The sequence below is a fragment of the Marinilactibacillus piezotolerans genome, assembly GCF_900169305.1.
Taxonomy (GTDB): Bacteria; Bacillota; Bacilli; order Lactobacillales; family Carnobacteriaceae_A; genus Marinilactibacillus; species Marinilactibacillus piezotolerans_A.
This window is the reverse complement of the sequence record NZ_FWDP01000002.1, coordinates 35,164-56,197: the sequence shown is the minus strand read 5'-3', so window position 1 is coordinate 56,197 and position 21,034 is coordinate 35,164. Positions and strand designations below refer to the sequence as shown.

The 21,034-nt window shown below is 38.7% G+C and carries 21 protein-coding genes and 1 pseudogene; 18 read left to right on the top strand and 4 right to left on the bottom strand.

The window, feature by feature from the left end; all coding sequences use genetic code 11:
* The first annotated feature begins 75 nt into the window (after positions 1-75).
* The 4 genes and pseudogenes from msr(D) to B6F02_RS00280 all read left to right on the top strand — a co-directional run bounded on the left by msr(D) (position 76) and on the right by B6F02_RS00280 (position 4,232).
* A pseudogene (gene msr(D) / locus B6F02_RS00295) lies at positions 76-1,540 on the top strand (ABC-F type ribosomal protection protein Msr(D)).
* Between the two features lie 231 nt (positions 1,541-1,771).
* Positions 1,772-2,611 carry a nucleotidyltransferase domain-containing protein gene (locus B6F02_RS00290; RefSeq protein WP_080145412.1) on the top strand — a complete coding sequence of 280 codons (840 nt, stop codon included), beginning with the start codon at positions 1,772-1,774 and terminating at the stop codon, positions 2,609-2,611.
* The gene (locus tag B6F02_RS00285) at positions 2,608-3,249 is read left to right on the top strand and encodes a Vat family streptogramin A O-acetyltransferase (RefSeq protein ID WP_018664418.1); all 642 of its coding nucleotides are present in this window, start codon (positions 2,608-2,610) and stop codon (positions 3,247-3,249) included. The genes B6F02_RS00290 and B6F02_RS00285 overlap by 4 nt, the downstream gene beginning before the upstream one ends.
* Positions 3,250-3,353: 104 nt before the next feature.
* Positions 3,354-4,232, top strand: coding sequence for an AraC family transcriptional regulator (locus B6F02_RS00280; protein WP_080145411.1), 879 nt, complete (start codon positions 3,354-3,356; stop codon positions 4,230-4,232).
* Positions 4,233-4,485: 253 nt separating this feature from the next.
* Here B6F02_RS00280 and B6F02_RS00275 read toward each other — a convergent pair whose 3' ends face one another.
* On the bottom strand, positions 4,486-5,700 hold the full coding sequence (locus B6F02_RS00275) for an HD-GYP domain-containing protein (protein ID WP_179128490.1): 1,215 nt from the start codon (positions 5,698-5,700) through the stop codon (positions 4,486-4,488).
* Between the two features lie 159 nt (positions 5,701-5,859).
* Here B6F02_RS00275 and B6F02_RS00270 point away from each other — a divergent pair, with 159 nt between their 5' ends.
* The 4 genes from B6F02_RS00270 (at position 5,860) to B6F02_RS00255 (ending at position 8,677) form a co-directional block, all read left to right on the top strand.
* Complete coding sequence (locus B6F02_RS00270; RefSeq protein WP_218672148.1) at positions 5,860-6,471, top strand: N-acyl amino acid synthase FeeM domain-containing protein; 612 nt, start codon at positions 5,860-5,862, stop codon at positions 6,469-6,471.
* Positions 6,468-7,226, top strand: a complete 759-nt coding sequence (locus tag B6F02_RS00265; protein WP_080145408.1) for a ThiF family adenylyltransferase — start codon at positions 6,468-6,470, stop codon at positions 7,224-7,226. The genes B6F02_RS00270 and B6F02_RS00265 overlap by 4 nt, the downstream gene beginning before the upstream one ends.
* Positions 7,227-7,509: 283 nt before the next feature.
* Complete coding sequence (locus B6F02_RS00260) at positions 7,510-8,130, top strand: alpha/beta hydrolase (RefSeq protein ID WP_179128489.1); 621 nt, start codon at positions 7,510-7,512, stop codon at positions 8,128-8,130.
* A 139-nt stretch (positions 8,131-8,269) separates the two neighbouring features.
* Positions 8,270-8,677, top strand: coding sequence for a VOC family protein (locus tag B6F02_RS00255; protein ID WP_080145406.1), 408 nt, complete (start codon positions 8,270-8,272; stop codon positions 8,675-8,677).
* Between the two features lie 132 nt (positions 8,678-8,809).
* Here the strand turns inward: B6F02_RS00255 and B6F02_RS11170 are convergent, their stop codons facing one another.
* Together B6F02_RS11170 and B6F02_RS00250 are read right to left on the bottom strand one after the other, a co-directional pair.
* Positions 8,810-8,959 carry a lmo0937 family membrane protein gene (locus B6F02_RS11170; RefSeq protein ID WP_143745149.1) on the bottom strand — a complete coding sequence of 50 codons (150 nt, stop codon included), beginning with the start codon at positions 8,957-8,959 and terminating at the stop codon, positions 8,810-8,812.
* A gap of 96 nt (positions 8,960-9,055) precedes the next feature.
* Positions 9,056-10,054 (bottom strand): EAL domain-containing protein, encoded by a 999-nt coding sequence (locus B6F02_RS00250; RefSeq protein WP_080145405.1) that lies wholly within the window; start codon positions 10,052-10,054, stop codon positions 9,056-9,058.
* Positions 10,055-10,225: 171 nt separating this feature from the next.
* Between B6F02_RS00250 and B6F02_RS00245 the strand changes: the two genes are divergently transcribed.
* From B6F02_RS00245 to B6F02_RS00220, 6 genes are all read left to right on the top strand, one after another.
* Entirely contained in the window at positions 10,226-10,477 is a 252-nt protein-coding gene (locus B6F02_RS00245) for a hypothetical protein (protein ID WP_080145404.1), read from the top strand.
* Entirely contained in the window at positions 10,470-10,832 is a 363-nt protein-coding gene (locus B6F02_RS00240) for a hypothetical protein (RefSeq protein ID WP_080145403.1), read from the top strand. Before B6F02_RS00245 ends, B6F02_RS00240 begins: the two co-directional genes overlap by 8 nt.
* A gap of 242 nt (positions 10,833-11,074) precedes the next feature.
* Complete coding sequence (gene uvsE / locus B6F02_RS00235) at positions 11,075-12,334, top strand: UV DNA damage repair endonuclease UvsE (protein WP_080145402.1); 1,260 nt, start codon at positions 11,075-11,077, stop codon at positions 12,332-12,334.
* 30 nt (positions 12,335-12,364) lie between these two features.
* Entirely contained in the window at positions 12,365-13,096 is a 732-nt protein-coding gene (locus B6F02_RS00230) for a TspO/MBR family protein (RefSeq protein WP_080145401.1), read from the top strand.
* A gap of 239 nt (positions 13,097-13,335) precedes the next feature.
* Positions 13,336-14,262 (top strand): 2-dehydropantoate 2-reductase, encoded by a 927-nt coding sequence (locus B6F02_RS00225; protein WP_080145400.1) that lies wholly within the window; start codon positions 13,336-13,338, stop codon positions 14,260-14,262.
* Positions 14,263-14,305: 43 nt separating this feature from the next.
* Positions 14,306-15,091 carry a hypothetical protein gene (locus B6F02_RS00220; RefSeq protein ID WP_080145399.1) on the top strand — a complete coding sequence of 262 codons (786 nt, stop codon included), beginning with the start codon at positions 14,306-14,308 and terminating at the stop codon, positions 15,089-15,091.
* Between the two features lie 88 nt (positions 15,092-15,179).
* Here the strand turns inward: B6F02_RS00220 and B6F02_RS00215 are convergent, their stop codons facing one another.
* A complete protein-coding gene (locus B6F02_RS00215; RefSeq protein ID WP_080145398.1) occupies positions 15,180-16,361 on the bottom strand; it encodes an amidohydrolase in 1,182 nt (393 codons plus the stop codon).
* 311 nt (positions 16,362-16,672) lie between these two features.
* On the opposite strand from B6F02_RS00215, the gene B6F02_RS00210 reads away from it, so the two are divergent.
* The 4 genes from B6F02_RS00210 (at position 16,673) to B6F02_RS00195 (ending at position 20,984) form a co-directional block, all read left to right on the top strand.
* Complete coding sequence (locus B6F02_RS00210) at positions 16,673-17,728, top strand: ABC transporter ATP-binding protein (RefSeq protein WP_080145397.1); 1,056 nt, start codon at positions 16,673-16,675, stop codon at positions 17,726-17,728.
* Positions 17,725-18,615 carry a carbohydrate ABC transporter permease gene (locus B6F02_RS00205; RefSeq protein WP_080145396.1) on the top strand — a complete coding sequence of 297 codons (891 nt, stop codon included), beginning with the start codon at positions 17,725-17,727 and terminating at the stop codon, positions 18,613-18,615. Before B6F02_RS00210 ends, B6F02_RS00205 begins: the two co-directional genes overlap by 4 nt.
* A gap of 164 nt (positions 18,616-18,779) precedes the next feature.
* Positions 18,780-19,541, top strand: coding sequence for a carbohydrate ABC transporter permease (locus B6F02_RS00200; protein WP_080145690.1), 762 nt, complete (start codon positions 18,780-18,782; stop codon positions 19,539-19,541).
* 102 nt (positions 19,542-19,643) lie between these two features.
* Positions 19,644-20,984 carry an ABC transporter substrate-binding protein gene (locus tag B6F02_RS00195; protein ID WP_080145395.1) on the top strand — a complete coding sequence of 447 codons (1,341 nt, stop codon included), beginning with the start codon at positions 19,644-19,646 and terminating at the stop codon, positions 20,982-20,984.
* The last annotated feature ends 50 nt before the right edge of the window (positions 20,985-21,034 follow it).

Genomic DNA, 21,034 nt, shown 5'->3' with positions numbered 1-21,034 from the left:
TCCTGCTTAAATCGTAGGGTTTTCCCTGCGTACAAGCAAATGAAAACATGCGATTATAGACAGGAGGAAAATGTTATGGAATTGATATTAAAAGCAAAAGACATTCGTGTGGAATTTAAAGGACGCGATGTTTTAGATATAGACGATTTAGAAGTATATGATTATGACCGTATTGGTTTAGTAGGAGCAAATGGTGCAGGAAAAAGCACTTTATTTAAGGTGATTTTAGGAGAATTAACTCCTCCAGGATGTAAAATGAATCGTCTAGGTGAACTTGCCTATATCCCTCAGTTGGACAAGGTAACCTTGCAAGAGGAAAAAGATTTTGGACTTGTAGGCAAGCTTGGTGTTAATCAATTAGATATTCAGACCATGAGCGGCGGTGAAGAAACAAGGCTTAAAATAGCACAAGCTTTATCGGCACAGGTTCATGGTATTTTAGCGGATGAACCTACCAGTCATTTAGACCGTGAAGGAATTGATTTTCTAATCGGACAGCTAAAATATTTTATAGGTGCACTGTTAGTTATTAGCCATGACCGCTATTTTCTTGATGAGGTAGTAGATAAAATATGGGAACTGAAAGATGGCAAAATCACTGAGTATTGGGGAAACTATTCTGATTATCTTCGCCAAAAAGAGGAAGAACGCAAGAGCCAGTCTGCAGAATACGAACAATTTATTGCGGAACGTGCCCGATTGGAAAGGGCTGCGGAGGAAAAGCGAAAGCAGGCCCGTAAAATAGAAAAAAAGGCAAAAGGTGCTTCAAAGAAAAAAAGTGCTGAAGGCGGAGGGCGTTTAGCTCATCAAAAATCAATGGGAAGTAAGGAAAAAAAGATGCATAATGCCGCTAAGTCCCTAGAACATAGGATTGCGGCCTTAGGAAAAGTAGAAGCCCCAGAAGACATTCGTAGGATTCGTTTCAGGCAAAGTAAAGCATTGGAGCTCCACAATCCATATCCTATTGCTGGTACGGAAATTAATAAAATATTTGGAGATAAGGTATTGTTTGAAAATGTATCTTTTCAAATTCCGCTTGGAGCAAAAGTGGCATTAACTGGTAGTAATGGAACCGGAAAAACAACTTTAATCCAAATGATCTTAAACCATGAAGATGGAATTTCTATTTCACCTAAGGCAAAAATAGGTTACTTTGCACAAAATGGTTACAAGTACAACAGTAATCAGAATGTCCTAGAGTTTATGCAGGAGGATTGTGATTACAATGTATCGGAAATTCGTTCAGTGCTAGCATCCATGGGGGGTGAAACAGAATGATATTGGAAAAAGCTTATCTGTTTTAAGCGGCGGAGAAATTATTAAATTATTGCTAGCTAAAATGCTTATGGGTAGATATAACATCTTACTAATGGATGAACCGAGCAACTTCCTTGACATACCAAGCTTAGAGGCTTTGGAAATACTAATGAAGGAGTATGCCGGAACTATAGTATTTATCACCCATGACAATCGGCTACTTGATAATGTGGCTAATGTGATTTATGAAATTAAAGATAAGAAATTAAACTTAGTCCGATAATTATTTTACTTTTCTTATTTGACAGATCGTAAGTAGGGCAGTGAAAAAGATTATGGATTTTATCTAAGCGCTAAGTAGTTTAGATCACTAATCAGGGAAAATAAGGCCTTCAAGATGAATTCTGAAGGCCCCCTTTCCATATAAATATACGTAAAGCATAAGGAACATATGGCAAAAAAGGTGTTTCTCAACATGAGATATAGCTTTTGATATTGAAAGGAGTGATTCAGTATGATAGATAATATTATTCAATCAGTGACAGAAAAATTATCCTCTTTGCCTTATATAGAAGGCATCGTATTAGGGGGTTCTCGTGCAAGAGGCACCCATACAGAGGATTCTGATATAGATTTCGGAATCTATTACAATTCAGAGTTATTTGACATTACAGTAATTAATCAACTTGCTACAGAGTTGGATGATGAGAATAGAAGCAACCTTATTGTACCTCCCGGAGCATGGGGTGATTGGATTAATGGCGGCGGATGGTTAGTCATAAACGGATATCATGTGGACTTAATTTTACGTGATATTAAACGGGTGGTACAAATAATCAAAGATACGGAGCAAGGAATTGCTACTGCTAATTATCAGACGGGGCATCCCCATGGATATATAAGTGCTATGTATCGAGGAGAATTAGCGATTAGCAAAATACTATATGCTAATGATGAAAACTTTTATGAGTTTAAAAAGCAAGCAGAACGTTATCCAACCGCTTTGCAGAAAGGATTAACTGAATTTTTTATGTTTGAGGCAGGTTTCTCTTTAATGTTTGCTGAGAACAATATAGATAAAGACGATGTATCCTATGTTTGCGGGCATTGCTTTCGAAGCATATCTTCCCTTAATCAAGTCTTATTTGCAGTAAATAAAGAATACTGTATAAATGAAAAAAAGGCTGTTAAGATAATCGAGGATTTTAAGATCAAGCCAAGCGATTACAAGGAAAGGGTCGATAAGGTTATTTCCTTAATATCAACTAATGTAGATTGTACAAGAAAAGGAATAGAGATTCTTCAAAGACTAGTAAATGAGGTTGAATACCTGAAAGGAGCCCATATTCAATGACGGGGCCAGATAAGAAAAAGCTTTATCCGAATGAAAATATAAAGACGGTTTGCTATATAAGTAATCTACCTAAAAGACCAAATGTTGAGATTGGTGAATACACTTATTACAGCGACAATAATAAATCTCCTGAGAAATTTTATGATAATATAGAGCACCACTACGAATTTCTTGGAGATAAACTCATTATAGGCAAGTTCTGTGCAATTGCAGCGGGTGTTAAGTTTATCATGAATGGTGCAAATCATAGAATGGATGGAATTACAACCTATCCCTTTAATATCTTTGGCTGTGGATGGGAAAAAGTGACTCCTACAATAGAACAACTTCCTTTTAAGGGTGACACAGTGATTGGCAATGATGTGTGGATAGGTCAAAATGTAACCATAATGCCAGGTGTTAAAATTGGAGATGGTGCGATTATTGCTGCTAACTCAACAGTAGTAAAAAGTGTTGAACCCTATTCAATATATGGTGGGAATCCAGCTAAGTTTATCAAAAAACGCTTTAGTGACGAAAAGATTGAATTCTTGCTAAAGCTTCAATGGTGGAATTGGAGCGAAGAGGAAATATTTAATAATCTTGAAATGTTAACATCCGAAGCAGGGTTAGAGCAATTAATGAATAAACAAATGTAAACTAAAGGGTTTCCCGAATAAGGTGAGTCGACTACATTGTGCACAGATTGTCGGATGGGTAAATGCATCCTCTGATAATATTGATGATGAAAGGAGGTTGTTTGATGGATTCTTTAAGAAGTATGAATAATGCATTGGCATATATTGAAGAGCACTTAACAGAGGAAATTGATTATAGTGAAGTATCTAAAATCGCTTATTGTTCAGAGTATCATTTCAAGCGGATGTTTTCTTTTTTAGCAGGCATAAGTTTATCAGAATATATTCGGAGAAGAAGACTGACGTTGGCTGCACTTGATCTGAAAGATAGGGATTTGAGAATAATTGATGTAGCCGTCAAATATGGCTATAATTCGGCTGATTCATTTTCCCGTGCTTTTCATTCCCTGCATGGCATTCTCCCTTCTGAGGCAAGGAGTGAGAATACACAATTAAAAGCTTATCCTCGAATGACCTTTCAATTATCAATTAAAGGAGGATGCGAAATGAACTATCGTATTGTTGAGAAAGGAACTTTTAAGTTAGTAGGATTTAAGAAGAGAGTTCCAATTATTTTTAAAGGTGTCAATCCAGAGATTGCAAAAATGACTGAACTTTTAACCACGGATGTTATTAAACAATTAAAAGCAATTTCAAATGTAGAACCAACAGGTATTATTAGTGCTTCCACTAATTTCTCGGAAGGAAGAATGGAAGAAAGAGGAGAACTAGATCATTACATCGGTGTAGCAACTTCAAGTGATGAAACAGCAGAATTTGATGTATTAAAAATTAATGCTAGTACTTGGGCTGTATTTGAATCGATTGGACCATTCCCGGAAACACTTCAAAATGTGTGGGGTAGGATATATTCAGAGTGGTTTCCATCATCAAGTTATGAATTAGTTGAAGGCCCAGAAATTTTGTGGAACGAGAGTGCAGACACTGGAAATCCAAAGTATCGAAGCGAAATCTGGATTCCGGTAAAGAAAAAAGACTATTAATCACACCGATTTTTATGATTGGTGGATATGTTCCCACGAATGTACGAAATAGTCGATATGTTCCCCCATACGACCATTGTGCTGAAAATCGCAAATACATCAATTCTATCAACTCGTCCCATGTAGAGACTGTTGCATTGCTTAAATTGAAATAATACACGATCATATGATTGAGACATTTTTTAATGAATCTTCTATAAAAGGTTCATTGAATGTCCTTTAAATCGTCTATAATAAAAAACTGACCGACTTTTTATAATAAGTCGGTCAGTTTTTTAAATTCATCAAAGGGATCATGCGCATTAGAATAAATACTGAGCAATTCCTGTTTGGCAGCTTGAATTGCTGGATATAAGTGGGGGTCAAACTGTGTTTCTCTGCCTTTTTCTAATTCTTGAAAAGCTTCTTCAATTGTGAGCTCATCTCTGTAAGCTCTTGTAGAGGTAAGAGCGTCAAGTGCATCAGCCACAGTTAATATACGAGCTTCTAAAGGGATATCATTTCCTTTTAATCCTGCTGGATACCCTTTTCCATCCCATCTTTCATGGTGGTAGAGGACACCGCATTTTAAATCTTCTAAACCATCCACTTTCTCAACCATTTGAGCTCCGATAACGGTGTGAGTTTTGATGATTTCATATTCTTCATTCGTCAAGTTAGTCGGTTTCGTTAGGATCTGTTCTGGAACATTGATTTTGCCGATGTCATGAAGCAATCCGCTTAAGCGTAATTTTTTCAGACTGTGTTTATCTTGAAACTCAGGCAGTTGTTTGGCTATTGCCACAGCATACTGGCTAACTCTTTCACTGTGTCCGAATGTGTATAAATCCTTCGCCTCCATAGCCACAATGAAACTTTGTACCACTTGTTCAAGGGTTCTTTCAACTGACTCAACCACAGTAGTGACTTGCTTATTGTAAAGCATGTTCAATTTGGACAACAGCAAATAGCTGAATGTGGCCACGATAATGTACAGTAAAATGCGGTTGGAAACATCGATATAATCTACTATATAGCTGTCAGTTAATTGGAAAAAAACACTGGCAGCAGACAAACACAGCAAACCGATAATGGAATAACTGATAGATAAAAACCGATTACCATATAGGCTGTCAATAATGGGGATCAGCAGAAAATAACTCCATCCTTCTGAATAGCCTGAACCAAAATACAGACCAATAACAACTAGTATAACGATGGATAAAACGATATGTGTTTTTAATCTCGAGGGAAGTTTAAAAATATGGAAAAACAAGAATACAATCGACAGCAAAGCGAAAATCAGCAGCAAAACACTAAGGTCAGCACGCGAAAAAGGAAGGTTTAACCACTGAAAGGCAAAATTCCAGCTGATACTCAGCGTTATATAAATCAAACAAATTTTCAGTATCTGGTCATTTAAACATTTCTCGTAGTTAGTCATCAATTTCTGCAGCAACATCTTTTTTTCATTAGCAATATTATTCACGGTCATAATCATCCTATTTTTGAAATATAAAAGGGACTATCATTCTATCATTTTTTTGAGAAAATAACTATAAAGGCTATAAATAAAAATAAACTGTCATTTTATCGACAACTGTTATTTAATAGAGAGGTAACATAAATTATAAAAGGAAGTGTTATGATGGAAGTGGAAGAAACGTATTATTTTGGTAACGTAGAAGGCAAGCTGCGAGATAAAGCAATTGCACTGCATCACCAGCGGTATCAAGAAGTTGGTTTTTTTAAGCAGAATGAAGAGGATCCTTACATAGACCATTCAACTTATTTTGTTGTACAGACTGAGGATGCCAAAGAGGTTGTAGGGGTTACCAGACTGATCTTCATGCCAATGGAAGAACTGCCGACTATCAAAAACTTTTCGATTTCTCTTGCTGAAAAAGAGCGGCTGTTACAGTTGGAAGAAAGCAAATATGCGGAATTCAGTGCATTTACGAAGATGCCGAAACATGATGTTGGACTTGGATTGATCAAGACAGTTCTGAACTATTCACTAAATAATGATGTTACACACTGGATCTGCTGCATTGATGAGAGAGTTTATAAGTATATGCACCGAATCTTCAAATTTCCATTCGAAGTCATCGGAGAGCCTAATGTTTATCTCGGATCAAAAACGATTCCCTGTGCATTGGATCTATCGGTCTGTCTGGCAACGCTGAAAGAAAAACGCAGCACATTATATGATTATTTAATGGAAAATGAAAAAAATACAGTGGAGGAGTTAACTCAATGATAAAGGATCAATTTATTCGAAATTTAGGTATAATGTCAGAAGAGGAAGTTCTAAAACTTCACGATACTACGATTGCGATAGCAGGTTGCGGCTGCATTGGCGGGTTCTCTGCTGAGCTACTTACGCGTATGGGGCTTGGTAAACTGATTTTAGCGGATCCAGACACTTTTGATGTTACAAATATCAATCGTCAGTGTGCAGCGACGCATGAAACGGTAGGACAGCGAAAAGCAGAAGCATTGAAGAATCATTTACTTACAATCAATCCTGATATTGAAATCGAATGTTACTTTGATGGTGTAACAGAAAAGAATGCTGCAACGTTTGTAGAGGGGGTCGACTATGTCATAGATGCAATTGATTATTTTGCATTTCCTGAATCTGTTGCCCTTCATCGCGCAGCACGTCAGAGAAATTTATTTGTAATAACTGCGGTGGCATTGGGATTTGGTACTTCTGTATTAACCTTCGCTCCAACGGGATTAACACTTGAGGAATATACAGGGATTCCGTCAGACATCAGTATAGATGCCTTACAAGGGCAAACCTTTCCACCATCCGGTTACAGTCAAAATCTTCCTGACTATGCAACAGAAGAGAAAGTTGCAACATGGATTGCAAACAAGAGCATACCGACGATCAGTGTAGGACAAGCATTAGGACCGGGCGTACTGGTTTCGAAAATGGTTTTACATCTTTTAGAAAGAAAAGTCCCGCCGATTGTACCAGAGTCTTTCCAGCTGCAATTTGAATAAAGCGGCTAGTAATATAGTCGAACTGAAACCGAAATGAAGACTGATTGTAACCCTTAAAAATAGTGATTCGGTGCAGTTTTAGGGGGTATTTTAATACACTGAAGCAACGACAAATGCCTAAAGAGAAGCAAAATCAGATCGAATAAAAAGTATAAGAAAGAAGCAATGAACTATGAATTGGCTAAAACGAAACTGGAAAAATTTTATCATGGGAATTTTAATCCTTCTAGTCCTCCTTATCACTGGTGGATATGCAGTTATAAAATATAGGACCTATGAGGCAATGCCTGAAGCGTTGAGCTTAATCAAAACGGATGGTGTGCAAGAAGAAAACGGTTATTATATCATTGAACCAGAAGAAGCGTCTGGAAATGTCGTTTTTTATCAGGGGGGATTAGTTGAGACGGAAGCCTATCTGCCATTGGCTCAAGCAATCAGCGAACAAGGATTTAGAGTATTCGTTCCTTCTATGCCGTTAAACCTTGCGATACTGAAGACAAATGCTTTTGCAGAAATTTACAAGGAAAACCCTTCAAATCTGGAATGGTGGATCGGCGGTCATTCTTTGGGCGGAACGAGTGCCCTGCTGTATGCAGACGAGCAGCCAGCTCAACTTAAGGGTGCTTTCCTGTTAGGTGCCTATCCCTCTGATGAAACAGATTTGACGGATACTGATTTAGAAATATTGTCTCTATATGCTGAAAATGACGGAGTGATCAACCAGGATAAGTACCAGTCTTCGCAGTCGCTGCTGCCTGAAAACACGGTGTATCATGTGATATCTGGAGGTAATCATTCTAATTTTGGACATTATGGATTCCAAAATGGAGATGGAGAGAGCAGCATTTCTCGAGAAGAACAGCAGCAAGCGGTGGCGGAACAATTTAAACAGATGACAGAATGAGGATTCGTTTGCACTTGAATATCTTGAGCACATGATTTTAGACCTTTATAAGAGATCGATCATAAGCTTTGCTCTTAAGCGTGTAGTATGATAATGGCAAAATAAAATTATGGTATCTATCTGAGAAAGGGGCTTGAAAATGATCAGTAAATTAGCGCAAGTGATGCTGTATGTAGAAGACCAAGCTGCAGCTGTGACATTCTGGACAGAAGTTATGGGTTTTGAGATCATCTCTAAAAATAAAAATGACCCATCTAGTGAAGAAGAGATGAAATGGATCGAAATAGCACCTGAATCAGATTCAGCAACGACTTTGGTGTTATTCGATAAGAAAGCTATCGCGGAACAATCTCCAGAGTTGAATCTCAGTACACCATCCTTAATGTTTTTCACAGAAGATTTAGAGAGCCTTCACAATAAGCTGAAACAAGAGCCGGATATTTTTGTAGGAGAAATTGTTGAATATGCTGATTATAATGAAAGATTATTCAACTTTTCTGATCGAGAAGAAAATTATTTTGCAGTGTTGGAAAAAATGAAAAATTAAATTTTGACTGAGTTCACAAGCCAGTAGTAATTCACCTTAAAAGTTAAAAAGCCAAGAAGCCCCCCGCCACTGTTATAGTAAAGGCGGGGGGCTTCTTGTTGACAATTTTTTACAACTTGTTTACTTGTAGAGTTACCTGCGTTTTTTACGACCGGATATCATGTTATATATAAAGGCGATCAATGCAATTACTAACAAGATGTGAATTAAACCGCCAACAACATCAAGAACAAGTCCGATGACCCAGAATAACAATAAAATTCCGATTAAAGTCCAAATCATAGGAACACTCCTTTTTTCATTTCTTAAGTCTAGTATAACAAGAACAGAGCAGTTTAAGTAATCATATGAATTGTAATGGATTAAAGAGCCGCAGATTTAGATTAGCTGAAGCTGATTGGAGGCCAATGGCTCAGGTTCTGGCTTTCCGAATAAGTATCCTTGAAACAACTCGTAACCCAATGATTTTAACCAATTAAAATCTTCTATCCTTTCAATCCCTTCTGCTAAAGGGATAGCCTGAAATGTACGAGCTGTTTCTAAAAATGCAGCAGCAACAGCTTGTTTTTCCGGATCTTCTGAGACGTTTTGGGCATATTCCATATCCAGTTTCATATAAGGTGGTTTCATTTCTTTCAAAACTTCTAATGTATTAAAGCCAGCACCCACATCATCTAATGCATATTCAAACCCGTGATTTTGATAGTAATGAAGAATGGTTTTCAGATGATCCAGATCCGCAATTTGTTCTGTCTCCACAACTTCAAATACAATCCGTCTAGGATCAATATTCAACCGTTTGGCTATCAGCGTCGTTGTTCTCAAGCAGTGTTCTGGTGAGTAAATAGCCGTAGGAATAAAGTTGATGAAGACTTTCTGATCCGCCTGTAGTCGATCAACTTGTTTGACTGCATGAATACGACATACGCGGTCTAATGCGAAAGTCCGTCCTCGAGCTTTTGCTGCTGGAAAAATGGTATTCGGATAAAGGGTATTCCCATCATCATCATGAAAGCGAGCAAGCAATTCATAACCATATATAGTGCCATCAGTTTTAACAATAGGCTGGAAGTGCATCTTCAGGTGCTGCTCATTAATAATCGAATCGATCCAGGCAGCGTCTATGTATTCGGAAAAATGATCAATGGTGTGCCACTCTTGCTGATTAATCCTGAATTGTATACCATCGGTCAACTCAATACCGTTTAAAAAATTATATACATCATTGGCGCCAGATTCGTTTGTTATAAGTGTCAATCCTTCCACTTCAAATTCATGACCGTACCGTGTAAAATGTTTTGAAATAAGTGGGAGCAGCAGTTCGTTTAACTGAAACGCAATACGCTGCCCGAAAGTGGAACAATTTATGCAAACCATGATTTTCCTCCGAAACTGAGATTTTATTTGTTGACCCTATCATAGCATAGGTTGTTCTGATTATATAGATGAGCAGTAAAATAATTAATTGGAACGTAGCAATTGTTATTTTATACTGGTATAACGGTCTGTAGTTTGCTGTAGTTTTGGATAAAGAGAAGGGGAGAAACGATGCTAAAGATCATCCGCCTGGAAAAACTTAACCAAATAAGAGAACTGATGATAGAGGTTGAGACAGATTCAGAAGTGTTTTATAAACAGACGTTACATAGACTGCTGGATATCTTTCCAAGAAGTCTAACCGCCGAAGAAGCTGAGCCAATTTCATTTGCTTATGCTGATCTGCATCTGAAACATGAATATAATCAGCTTTCTTTTTTAGAAGCTCTATGGTCAAGATTCGATCTCTTCTATTGTGATTGATCTCAATTACGAAGATATGGATGAGCAAACTCATTTAAATGCTTTGAATGAACTCGATCGATACGAACAGTATTTATGGATCAGGCAGTTAAAGAACACATCATTAGAAAACCAGACAAACTTTTTTACGATTGAATGTTTTGAAGATCTAAAATTGATTCAGCAGCTGAATGCTCGAGAAATCGAATTTTGTACAATCCATTTTATTGAAATGGGCATTGCGATCAGAGGGACATTTGATATGGCAATGGAAGTTTTTTTCAAAGATGGTAATACAGTAGCAGAAATTGCTGAAGAAGCTGACAAGCATGATTTATTCTTAAGAGAATATCCAGAAGATCTAGAATTCTTATAAAAACACGATCAGCATTAATACGTCATTGTTTTAATGCTGATCAGACCCTTTAATCCTCATTCGTCTTGTCGTTAGAAGAGAAAACGAATGATTTCAGAATATCCTTAAAATGAGGTACGATAGTAATAGAAGGACGAAGCGGTCCTGATATTGCTATTTTTTTTATGTTTATTTATATAGTGGGACAGTAATGGTCTCGCTTTTTACTTTATTATTGTGTAACTTAAAGGAGAGAGTCAGTAGTGAGTATCGGATATCCGTGTATAACGGTCGGTGTGAACGACACTAAACAGAAAACCTGCCGGAAGGCGAGTGCCACAGAAGAACATTTGAGCACGCTGATTGAACATAATCTAAACGCTTTAAAAAATATTGTTCAGTTCAATGGTGAGCATAAAATCAAACTGTTCCGAATCAGCTCGGATATTATTCCATTTGCTTCAGACAAAGAAGTGAATACACTGGATTGGTCCACGCAGTTTTCAGAACAATTTGAAGAGATCGGTAAGTTGATCAAACAGTATGGTATGAGAGTCTCAATGCACCCAGGGCAATATACGGTGCTCAATTCTCCAGACGAAGGGGTTGTTGAAAGGGCGATTGCAGACCTGGAGTATCACACTTTGTTTCTAGATAGTTTGGGCACAGACGCAAGCAGCAAATTGATTTTACATGTTGGCGGCGTGTATGGGGATAAAGAAACAGCGATGAATCGATTCGTGGAAGTTTATCAGACTTTGGACGAACGGATCAAAAATCGGTTGGTAGTCGAAAATGATGACCGTTCTTATACCATCAAAGAAGTCATCTGGATCAGTGAGCAAACCGGTGCACCTGCTGTATATGATAATTTGCATAACGCTATTAATCCGAGTGATCCGGAGAAAGATGATGCTTACTGGATAAAGAAAGCCAAAACCACCTGGAATAAGAAAGACGGCAGACAAAAAACACATTATTCCCAGCAACAGATCAACAATCGTACAGGATCTCATTCGAAAACCATTCATATTGATGAATTTGTTGCCTATTACGACCAAGTAAAAGACTTGGATATTGACATTATGCTGGAAGTGAAAGATAAAAATCTGTCCGCTGTCAAATGTGTACTGGCGACTGCGGACAATGGTAATATTAAAGATCTGGAGCAAGAATGGAGCCGCTATAAATATGTAGTACTGGAACGATCTCAGGAGATTTATCAGAGTATCCGTGAATTACTGAAAGATAAATCCAGTTATCCGGTCATTCCGTTCTATAGGCTGATTGAAGCTGCCATAGACCTGGAACCGATTCCTAAGTCAGCGGTAAATGCAGCTAGTCATGTTTGGGGATATGTTAAAAAGCAAGCAACAGATAATGAAAAAGATAAATTCAAACGATTATCATCAGCGGTGGAAAGCGAAGAGGAGCCTTTAAAAAAATTAAAAAGTTTCTTAAAGCAAATGATAAAAAAATACGATCAGCAGTATGTATCTGATTCACTTTATTTTGAATTCTAACCAAATTCTATCAGCAAGGAGGAGTATATTATGAATAAAGCAAAAAAATATGGTATAGCTTATCTAGTTGTTTTTGGGATAATGATTTTCTTGAATTACTGGTCTGCTACAGATGTAGGAGCAACTGCTGACGACCAGCAGGCTTTGATCCAGCCAGCGGGCTTCGCTTTTTCAATATGGGGACTCATTTATCTCAGTGTATTGGTCTGGATTGTTCGTCTCTTTTTCATTAATCATTTTGAAGGCACAATTTACGATAAAGTCAAAGTCTGGCTGATCTTGAATTTTGCATTAAATGCAGCTTGGATCTTAACCTTTACGGCTGATCAGATTCTGATTTCAACTTTTATTATTGCAGGATTATTAATTACACTGGTGATGATCTACCGTATCATCTCCAAAATCCGCTATAATTTCTTTGATCGTTTTCCTTTTTCGATATATTTTGGATGGGTAACCGTCGCTACCATCGTAAATATCTTTACTTGGGCAGTTTCTGCTGGGATCACATCCGTCTTAGGATTTAATGAAACGACCTGGACGATCATTATGTTGGTGGTTGCCTCTTTATTATGTGTATACATTTCTTTAAAATACCAAGATTGGCTGTATCCATTAGTCTTTATCTGGTCTTATGTCGGTATCATTGTAAAAAATGACCAGCAGTTTATATTGATTGCTGCAGGTATTGGAATCGCATTGCAAGTTGCTGCGGCTGTCTACGCTGTACTGAAAAAAAGAAAAAGCCCCTCTTATCGATAACAATAATGGATGATTCAGGAGTCTCCAAAGTCAGGTCAATTTATACTGACTTTGGAGACTTTTTACTTATAAAGTTTTCTTTCCGTGGTCAGCTTATCCTAATTGTTTTTTTTAACAACAAAATGAATAAACGAATTTGGAAGATCTGCTTAACTTATCAAACCTGGACCTCTGCGGTATGACGGCTATGGTATAATAAGAAAGTAGATTTTTTCAAGTTAAATTAGGAGTGAGAAAAAATGAAAATTGCAATTGCAGGAAGTGGAGCGATGGGCAGCCGGTTTGGATTTATGCTGCACCAAGCGGGCAATGATGTCATTTTGATTGATAAATGGGATGCACATATTCAGGCTATTCGAGAGAATGGATTACAAGTTCAATATAATGGTACAGAACAAACTGCACATATCCCTATTTATTATCCAAATGAAGTTAAAGATCAGGTAGATGTAATCTTTATGTTTACAAAAGCGATGTTTTTAGGTGATATGCTTGAAGACATTCAACCAATCATTGGAGAACAGACTCAAGTCGTCTGCCTATTGAACGGTATTGGTCATGAGACGGTTATGAAAGAATATGTTCCACTAGAAAATATGCTGATCGGCGTAACGATCTGGACAGCAGGGCTTAATGGACCTGGTCAAATCGAATTAGAAGGCACTGGATCAACAGAAATCCAAAACTTCATTCCTGGAGGAGAAGAAAAAGCAAAAGAAATTGTTGCAGTGTTGAAAGATGCAGGGCTTAACGGAATCTACAGTGAAAATGTTAAATTTTCTATCTGGAGAAAAGCGTGTGTAAATGGAGCTTTAAATGCGACCTGTTCATTACTGGACTCAACACTGGGTGAGATGTTTGAGACAGAACAGGCGGTATCCATTGTCGAAAGAATCGTGAAAGAATTTGTTGAAGTGGCTAAAGAGCAAGACGTTGAACTGGACTTTGAAGAAACTGTCGAGTATATCGTTTCAGCTGGAAAAGAGCTTGGTCATCACTATCCATCCATGCACCAAGATTTAATTCAGCACCACCGCTTAACTGAAATTGACTATATCAATGGTGCAGTTGCCAGATTGGCAAATGAATATGGGTTTGAAGCACCGACTAATGCACTGATTACGGAATTTGTGCACGCAAAAGAACAAATTTTAAAAGTGAAATAAAAAGTGTTCAGTACGAAATACTCTACCAGAGAGGAGCTTGCCGGTGCCGGCAGAAAGAAAAGAAAGTTCATTAAAGCAGACTGAGGTAAAAAAGAAGAGCAAGTGGAAAGGGTTTTGGATTTACTTCGGACTGATTTTGATCAGTTTAGCAAGTTTATATCCCGTTGTATACAATACAGCTGTAGCCACTACGACAGAAGGATTGGAAGGATATGAGACTTGGCAGATTGCTGGACTAAGTTTGCTTCAGCCTTTGACGATCATTACAGGTGCTCTGCTGATTGGTCACTTTAATGCAGAAAAAGTCAGACTAAGATCCGTTATTTACGAGCAGTCTTCTCTTCATATCAGATCTATTCTCAGCACAGTATTAATCGGCGGAGCAGTAGTCGGTCTTGTGACCGGAGGATTTGATATTGTGTTCCGGCCATGGCTGCCAGAAGCATTTCAAGGAGCATTGATGGTACCTGGATGGGAGCAAATCTTATCTAGTATTCTATATGGCGGAATCACACAAGAAATTCTGCTTAGATTCGGTTTGATGACGATCATTGTCTATGTATTCAGTTTAGGCGGTCAGAAACTCAACCGATACGTGTATCTATTCAGTATCCTTTTTTCTGCGATTATCTTCACAGTAGGGAATATCTCAGTATTTGAAATGAGTACAGTGCTGTGGGTCAGATTATTTGTCATGAACGGTCTAGGCAGTATCATTTTCGGCTGGATTTACTATAAACATCATTTAGAAGCCGCTATATTAGCTCACATGTTTTCACAAATCGTGTTTCTATTAATGCGACTTTGTCTAATCTTGATTGGATTATAAAAATAAGTAAAAATCCTCTTATCCTGCCCAGCGAATCTGCTGGTCATGAGATAAGAGGATTTTTGTTATTTAAAAGAAAAGCAGAAGCTTAAAACTCACTTTGATCCAAATAAGCTAATGCATACTGCGCATAAAGCTCTGCGCCGACTTTCAAGGCTGCTTCGTCTACATTAAAGCGGCCGTGGTGATGTGCCCAGCAAGTATCTTTCGTCTCATTTCCTGAACCAACCAGTGCAAATGCACCTGTTGCTTCAGCCATATAATACCCAAAATCTTCTGCTCCCATGGTAGGCGGTTCTTCTTGCAAGGCAGATTCTCCGAATGCCTCAGCAGCAACACTTTGGACAAGCTTAGCTGAATGTGTTTCATTGACGACCGGTTCTGTTTTGCGTTCATAATCAACCTCAACCGTTCCGCCATACAATAAGGCAATATGTTCTGCATATTGAGCAATAGAAGATTCAATCTTGTCTCTTGTAACTGCATCAAACGTTCTTATCGTTCCCTCTAGTAAAGCATTCTCTGCAATAACATTAAAGCGGCTGCCGACTTCCATTTTCCCAATGGTCACAACAGCAGAATGCAAAGGGTCGATTTCTCTGGAAACAATTGTCTGCAGGGTCGACACAAATTGTGATGCCATTACTGCAGCGTCAACAGTCTGATGGGGCATAGCGGCGTGTCCGCCTTTACCTTTGAAGCGAACAGTCAGCATATCTGCAGCAGCAAATGAAGGACCGGGAGGACAGGAGACCTTGCCAGATTCCAGTTCTGACCAGATATGGATACCGAAAACGTTGTCCACACCTTCGATAACTCCTTGTTCGATCATTTTGCGTGCACCTTCAGCAACTTCTTCAGCAGGCTGGAACAGTAAGCGGACGGTTCCTTTAATCTCCGCTTTGATTTCATTTAAAGCAGCAGCAGCAGTCATCAGCATAGCTGTGTGAGCATCGTGGCCGCATGCGTGCATTTTATCTTTTACCTGAGAACGATAGTCTAAATGATCATTCAACTCAGTGACGGGCAGAGCATCAATATCCGCTCTAAGCAGAATGGTTTTGCCATCTTGTTCACCATTGATCTCTGCAAGTATGCCTGTCGGATCCATCCGCTTATAAGGAATCGACAGTTCCTCAAGTTTCTCTGCGATCCGATTAGTCGTTTCGATTTCTTCAAATGCAATTTCCGGATGCTGATGCAATGTTCTGCGAAAATCGATTAGTGTCGCTTCCATTGTGCTGATTTTATCTTTTATCTTCTGATTCATTCATTTTCTCCTTCATTTCTAAATCTTATTGTATATTGTCTTATAAAATTCTCATAAAAGCAAGCTGTCGTTTCTCCTTACAGAAGACAAAAAAGTATAACAGCAGTAACCGATTTCTATTCTAATGATTAGAGGACAAACAAACTATACTATCATAAAAAAACAGTATAGACAAAGGTTGAATCTTGACAAGATACATACACTACATTTACAACTCATTAACAAACCTATGATAGACTGCAAGAAGATAAAAATGATACGCTTTAGTACTGCTTACAGAGCAGTTTTGAATCAATAAAGGAGTGAACACGATGCAAGTTCGTTTTAATGATGTCACGATGGCATACGGAGATAAAGCCGTATTGCAGAATATCAATTTCACGATACCAGAAGGTAAATTGGTTTCTATTCTCGGTCCCAGCGGCTGCGGGAAATCAACGACTTTAATGTTGATTTCAGGATTGACTTTCCCATCGAACGGTCAGATTTACTTTGGAGATAAAGAAGTCACGAAGCAAGATGCTGTTAAACGTAAGGTAGGGATGGTGTTCCAGAATTATGCATTATATCCGCATCTTTCAGTTTTAGAAAATATTATGTTCCCACTGAAAATGGAAAAAGTACCTAAGAAGCAGCGCCGTGAACGCGCGATGGAACTAGCAACACTTGTACAGATCGAAGATCATGTTGACAAAAAGCCGAAGCAGTTATCAGGCGGGCAGCAGCAGCGTGTAGCGATCGCAAGAGCATTAGCGAAAGAACCGTCTATCCTTTTAATGGACGAACCTCTTTCTAACTTGGACGCTAGATTGAGAATTGAAATGCGTGAAGAGATTCATCGTATCCAGCAGGAAACAGGTGTTACAACGGTTTTCGTTACTCACGACCAAGAAGAAGCTCTCAGTATTTCGGATGAAGTAATGGTTCTGAACGAAGGAGCAATCCAGCAAAACAGTGATCCAATCACTTTATACAGAAAGCCTAAGAATCGATTTGTAGCTCAGTTTTTGGGAACACCAGTCATCAACACAATCGACACAGTTGCACATCCGGAAGTTTTGGATCGACTAGCGCTTCCAGAAAACACAAAACGTACTGTCACTATGATTGGATTGCGTGCAGAAGACCTGGTTACAACCACAAATCAGAACGAAGCCTTATTTGAAGGCACGGTCAGCCACGTTGCTCGTGTCGGAAAAGACGTTACCGTTCATATTAAAAACCAGTATCAAGAAGTTGTGGCGACCGATCTGGGAGTGATTCCTCAAGAGGAAACAGATATATATCTGACAGCACAAATGAAAGATATCCATCTGTTCGACCAGAATGGAGAAACCGTTGAATTTGAGGCGGTGGCATTGGCATGATGGAAAAGCCGACTTTGAAGAGCTCTCTAAAGTCACTGTTTTATATCGCACCGATGCTGCTGATTGTAGGAACCTTCAACTTGTATCCGATCGTTCAGTCGTTTCTAATGAGTTTATATCAGGACTATAATATCTTCACAGGAGAAGTCGGTGGATATGGATTCAGTAATTTTGTCGAGATTTTACAAGATCCGAAGTTCATACTGGCGATTCGAAATACGTTCATATTCGTTTTAGGGGTAGTTCCCATCTCAATCGTCATTTCTTTGACCATTGCTGTACTGTTGACAAAAATCGAAGCCTTATCCAGTTTTTTCCGCTCTATTTATTTTCTGCCATTCGTAACGAGTACTGTCGCTATCTCCATCGTCTGGAGCTGGATATATCATAGCCGCTTCGGTCTGTTGAATTATGGGTTAGGACTGCTAGGGGTGGCACCTATTGAATTTCTGGAAGATCCAGATTATGCCATGCTGGCTCTCGTCATTATGGCAGTCTGGAAGGGATTAGGATTCAATATCATACTGTTCCTTGTTGGATTGAACAATATAGACGCCAATTATTACTCAGCAGCAAAAATTGACGGGGCAAAAGGATTTCAACGATTTACAAATATTACTGTGCCGCTATTAGGTCCAACTATATTCTTGGTTTCTGTTATGGGCGTTATTAATAGCTTTAAAGTTTTCGATGAAGTCTTTGCGCTTTTCCAGAGCAGACCAGGACCAGCGGGTTCAGCAATGACGGTTGTCTACTATATTTTCCAGAAATTCTATCAGGAGAATCAATATGCTGTAGCTGCAGCCGCAGGAATTGTTTTATTTTTGATCATTTTAGTGGTTACTCTTATTCAAATGGGATTCAACAAGAAATTCGTACACTATTAAGAAAGGAGCTGACGAATATGGAACAGATCAATAGAAAATCAACGCCGCTATTAGCAAGTATTTTAAAGCGGAAAAAAGAAAAAGCTGACCTAGATTCAGGTGCTTCACAGAATATATCTACAAGAGTAGCAGCGTATGTTTTGCTTGGGCTGGGTTCTTTCACCATGCTGATTCCATTTTTATGGATGGTGTCGACTTCTTTGAAGTCGCCCGCTGAAGCCGTGGCTATGCCGCCGGTATGGATTCCACAGGTATTCAGGATCGAAAACTTTATCGAAGCGTTTGAAGTCGCTCCATTTGGACGCTACTTTCTGAATAGTGTTCTGATTACAGCACTGTCAACGCTGGGTGAATTATTGACGACAATTCTGGCAGCATTTGCTTTTGCAAAATTGAAGTTTTATGGGAAAAACTTGCTGTTTACAATTCTGATCGCCACGATGATGGTACCGGGAGAGTTACTGATTATCCCCAACTATCTGACGATTTCAAATATGGGGTTGATCAATACATATGCTGCAATGATCATTCCTTATGTGGCGAGTGTTTTCTCCGTATTTATGCTGAAACAGAATTTTGAATCCATTCCGAATGAATTGTATTATGCAGCAAAAGTTGATGGAAGCAATGATTTCAGATTCTTATGGACCATCCTGGTTCCGCTATCGAAATCGGCAATCGTAGCTGTAGCGATCCTTAAAATTATCGGAAGCTGGAACGCTTTTATGTGGCCGCTGATCGTAACCAATGAAACGGCACTTAGACCATTACCAGTAGGATTGCTGGCATTTACAACAGAAGCAGGAACCCATTATCAATTATTAATGGCTGCTTCCGCAATCGTTATTGCTCCTATGATCTTGATTTACCTATTCTTGCAGCGTTACATCATCATGGGTGTAGCTAAGAGTGGTTTGAAAGGCTAGAATACACTGATCGCCAACCATATCGAGTTGAAGATCGGACTACTGATAAACAGGTTTCAATTTTAAAAACCAAACTTATAACAAAAGGAGAATTGATTAAACATGCAAGGTTCAATAAAACGGTTAAAACTAGGTACAGGTATTTTAGCAGGATCATTACTTATGGCAGCTTGTGGAAATGGTGAGACAGCAGAAGAAGATACAGCAGCAGCAGACTCTTCATCAGAATCTACAGAAACAGCTAACGCTGAACCAGTGGAGATTACTTTCTGGCACGCAATGAATGGTCCTCACCAAGAAGCGATTAAAGAATTGACGACAGAATTCAATGAATCTCAAGACCAATACGAAGTAGTGGAACAAAACCAAGGTGGATACGATGAGTTAAACCAGGCGATCACTGCAGCCGGTGTATCAAAAGAATTACCGACTATGGCTCAATTGACAACAACGGACGTTCCAGAATTAGCGACTAACGACTTGCTTGTTCCTCTTGACGATGATTTTCTGACTTCAAACGGGTTTTCCGCTGATACACTTGCAGATATCTACGAAGGGTTTAAAAACTCTTCTAACTTCGAAGGATCAAGATACGCTCTGCCATTCTCTAAATCAACACGTTTGATGTTTGTAAACCAAGGAATCTTGGACGAATACGGCGTTGAAGTACCAACTTCTTGGGCAGATATCGAAGCGTTAGGTAAAATGATGGTAGAAGCTGGCGACGACCGTGTAGCTATGGGATTCGAAAATGGCTACGAAATGGAATACGAAACAATGGCTCGTCAAAACGGAGCAGAATTTATTTCTGAAGAAACATTGGATACAGATATCGGATCATCAGAAAGTGTTGAAGCATTAAACTTTATCAACACTATGTTTGATGAAGGCTATGCTCGTACTGCCGGTGAAGATGGATACTTCTCAGGACCATTCGGACGAGGAGAATCAGCATTATACATTGGTTCATCAGCTGGATTAGCTCACGTTGAACCAGTAGCTGAAGAAAACTCACTTGACTGGACTACTGCAGCTATCCCAACATTCAATGATACGGAATTAACTCTATTCGCGGGTAACGATCTGGGACTATTCTCCTCAGCTTCTGAAGAAGAACAAGCTGGATTCGTTGAATACCTAAGCTTCCTGTTACAACCAGAAAATACTGCACAATGGGCTATGGCAACAGGATATGTGCCAATCGTCAAATCTGCGCTTGAAGATGAAACTTATATGACATTCCTGGAAGAAAACCCTCGTTACAAAGCTCCCACAGAAATGCTAAGCTATGGTATGACGAGTCCTGTATTCCAAGGATATGGTGAATTCAGAAACGCATTGACTGCAGCAATGGAAGAAGTGGCTGTCAACGATGCAGATCCTAAGACTGTTCTGGAAAACCTGCAAGCTGAAACTGAATCAATTATCGAATCAAATAAATAAGCAAACCTTCATTTATGGAAGTTTTGTTAGTAGTACATCTCTTGACTATA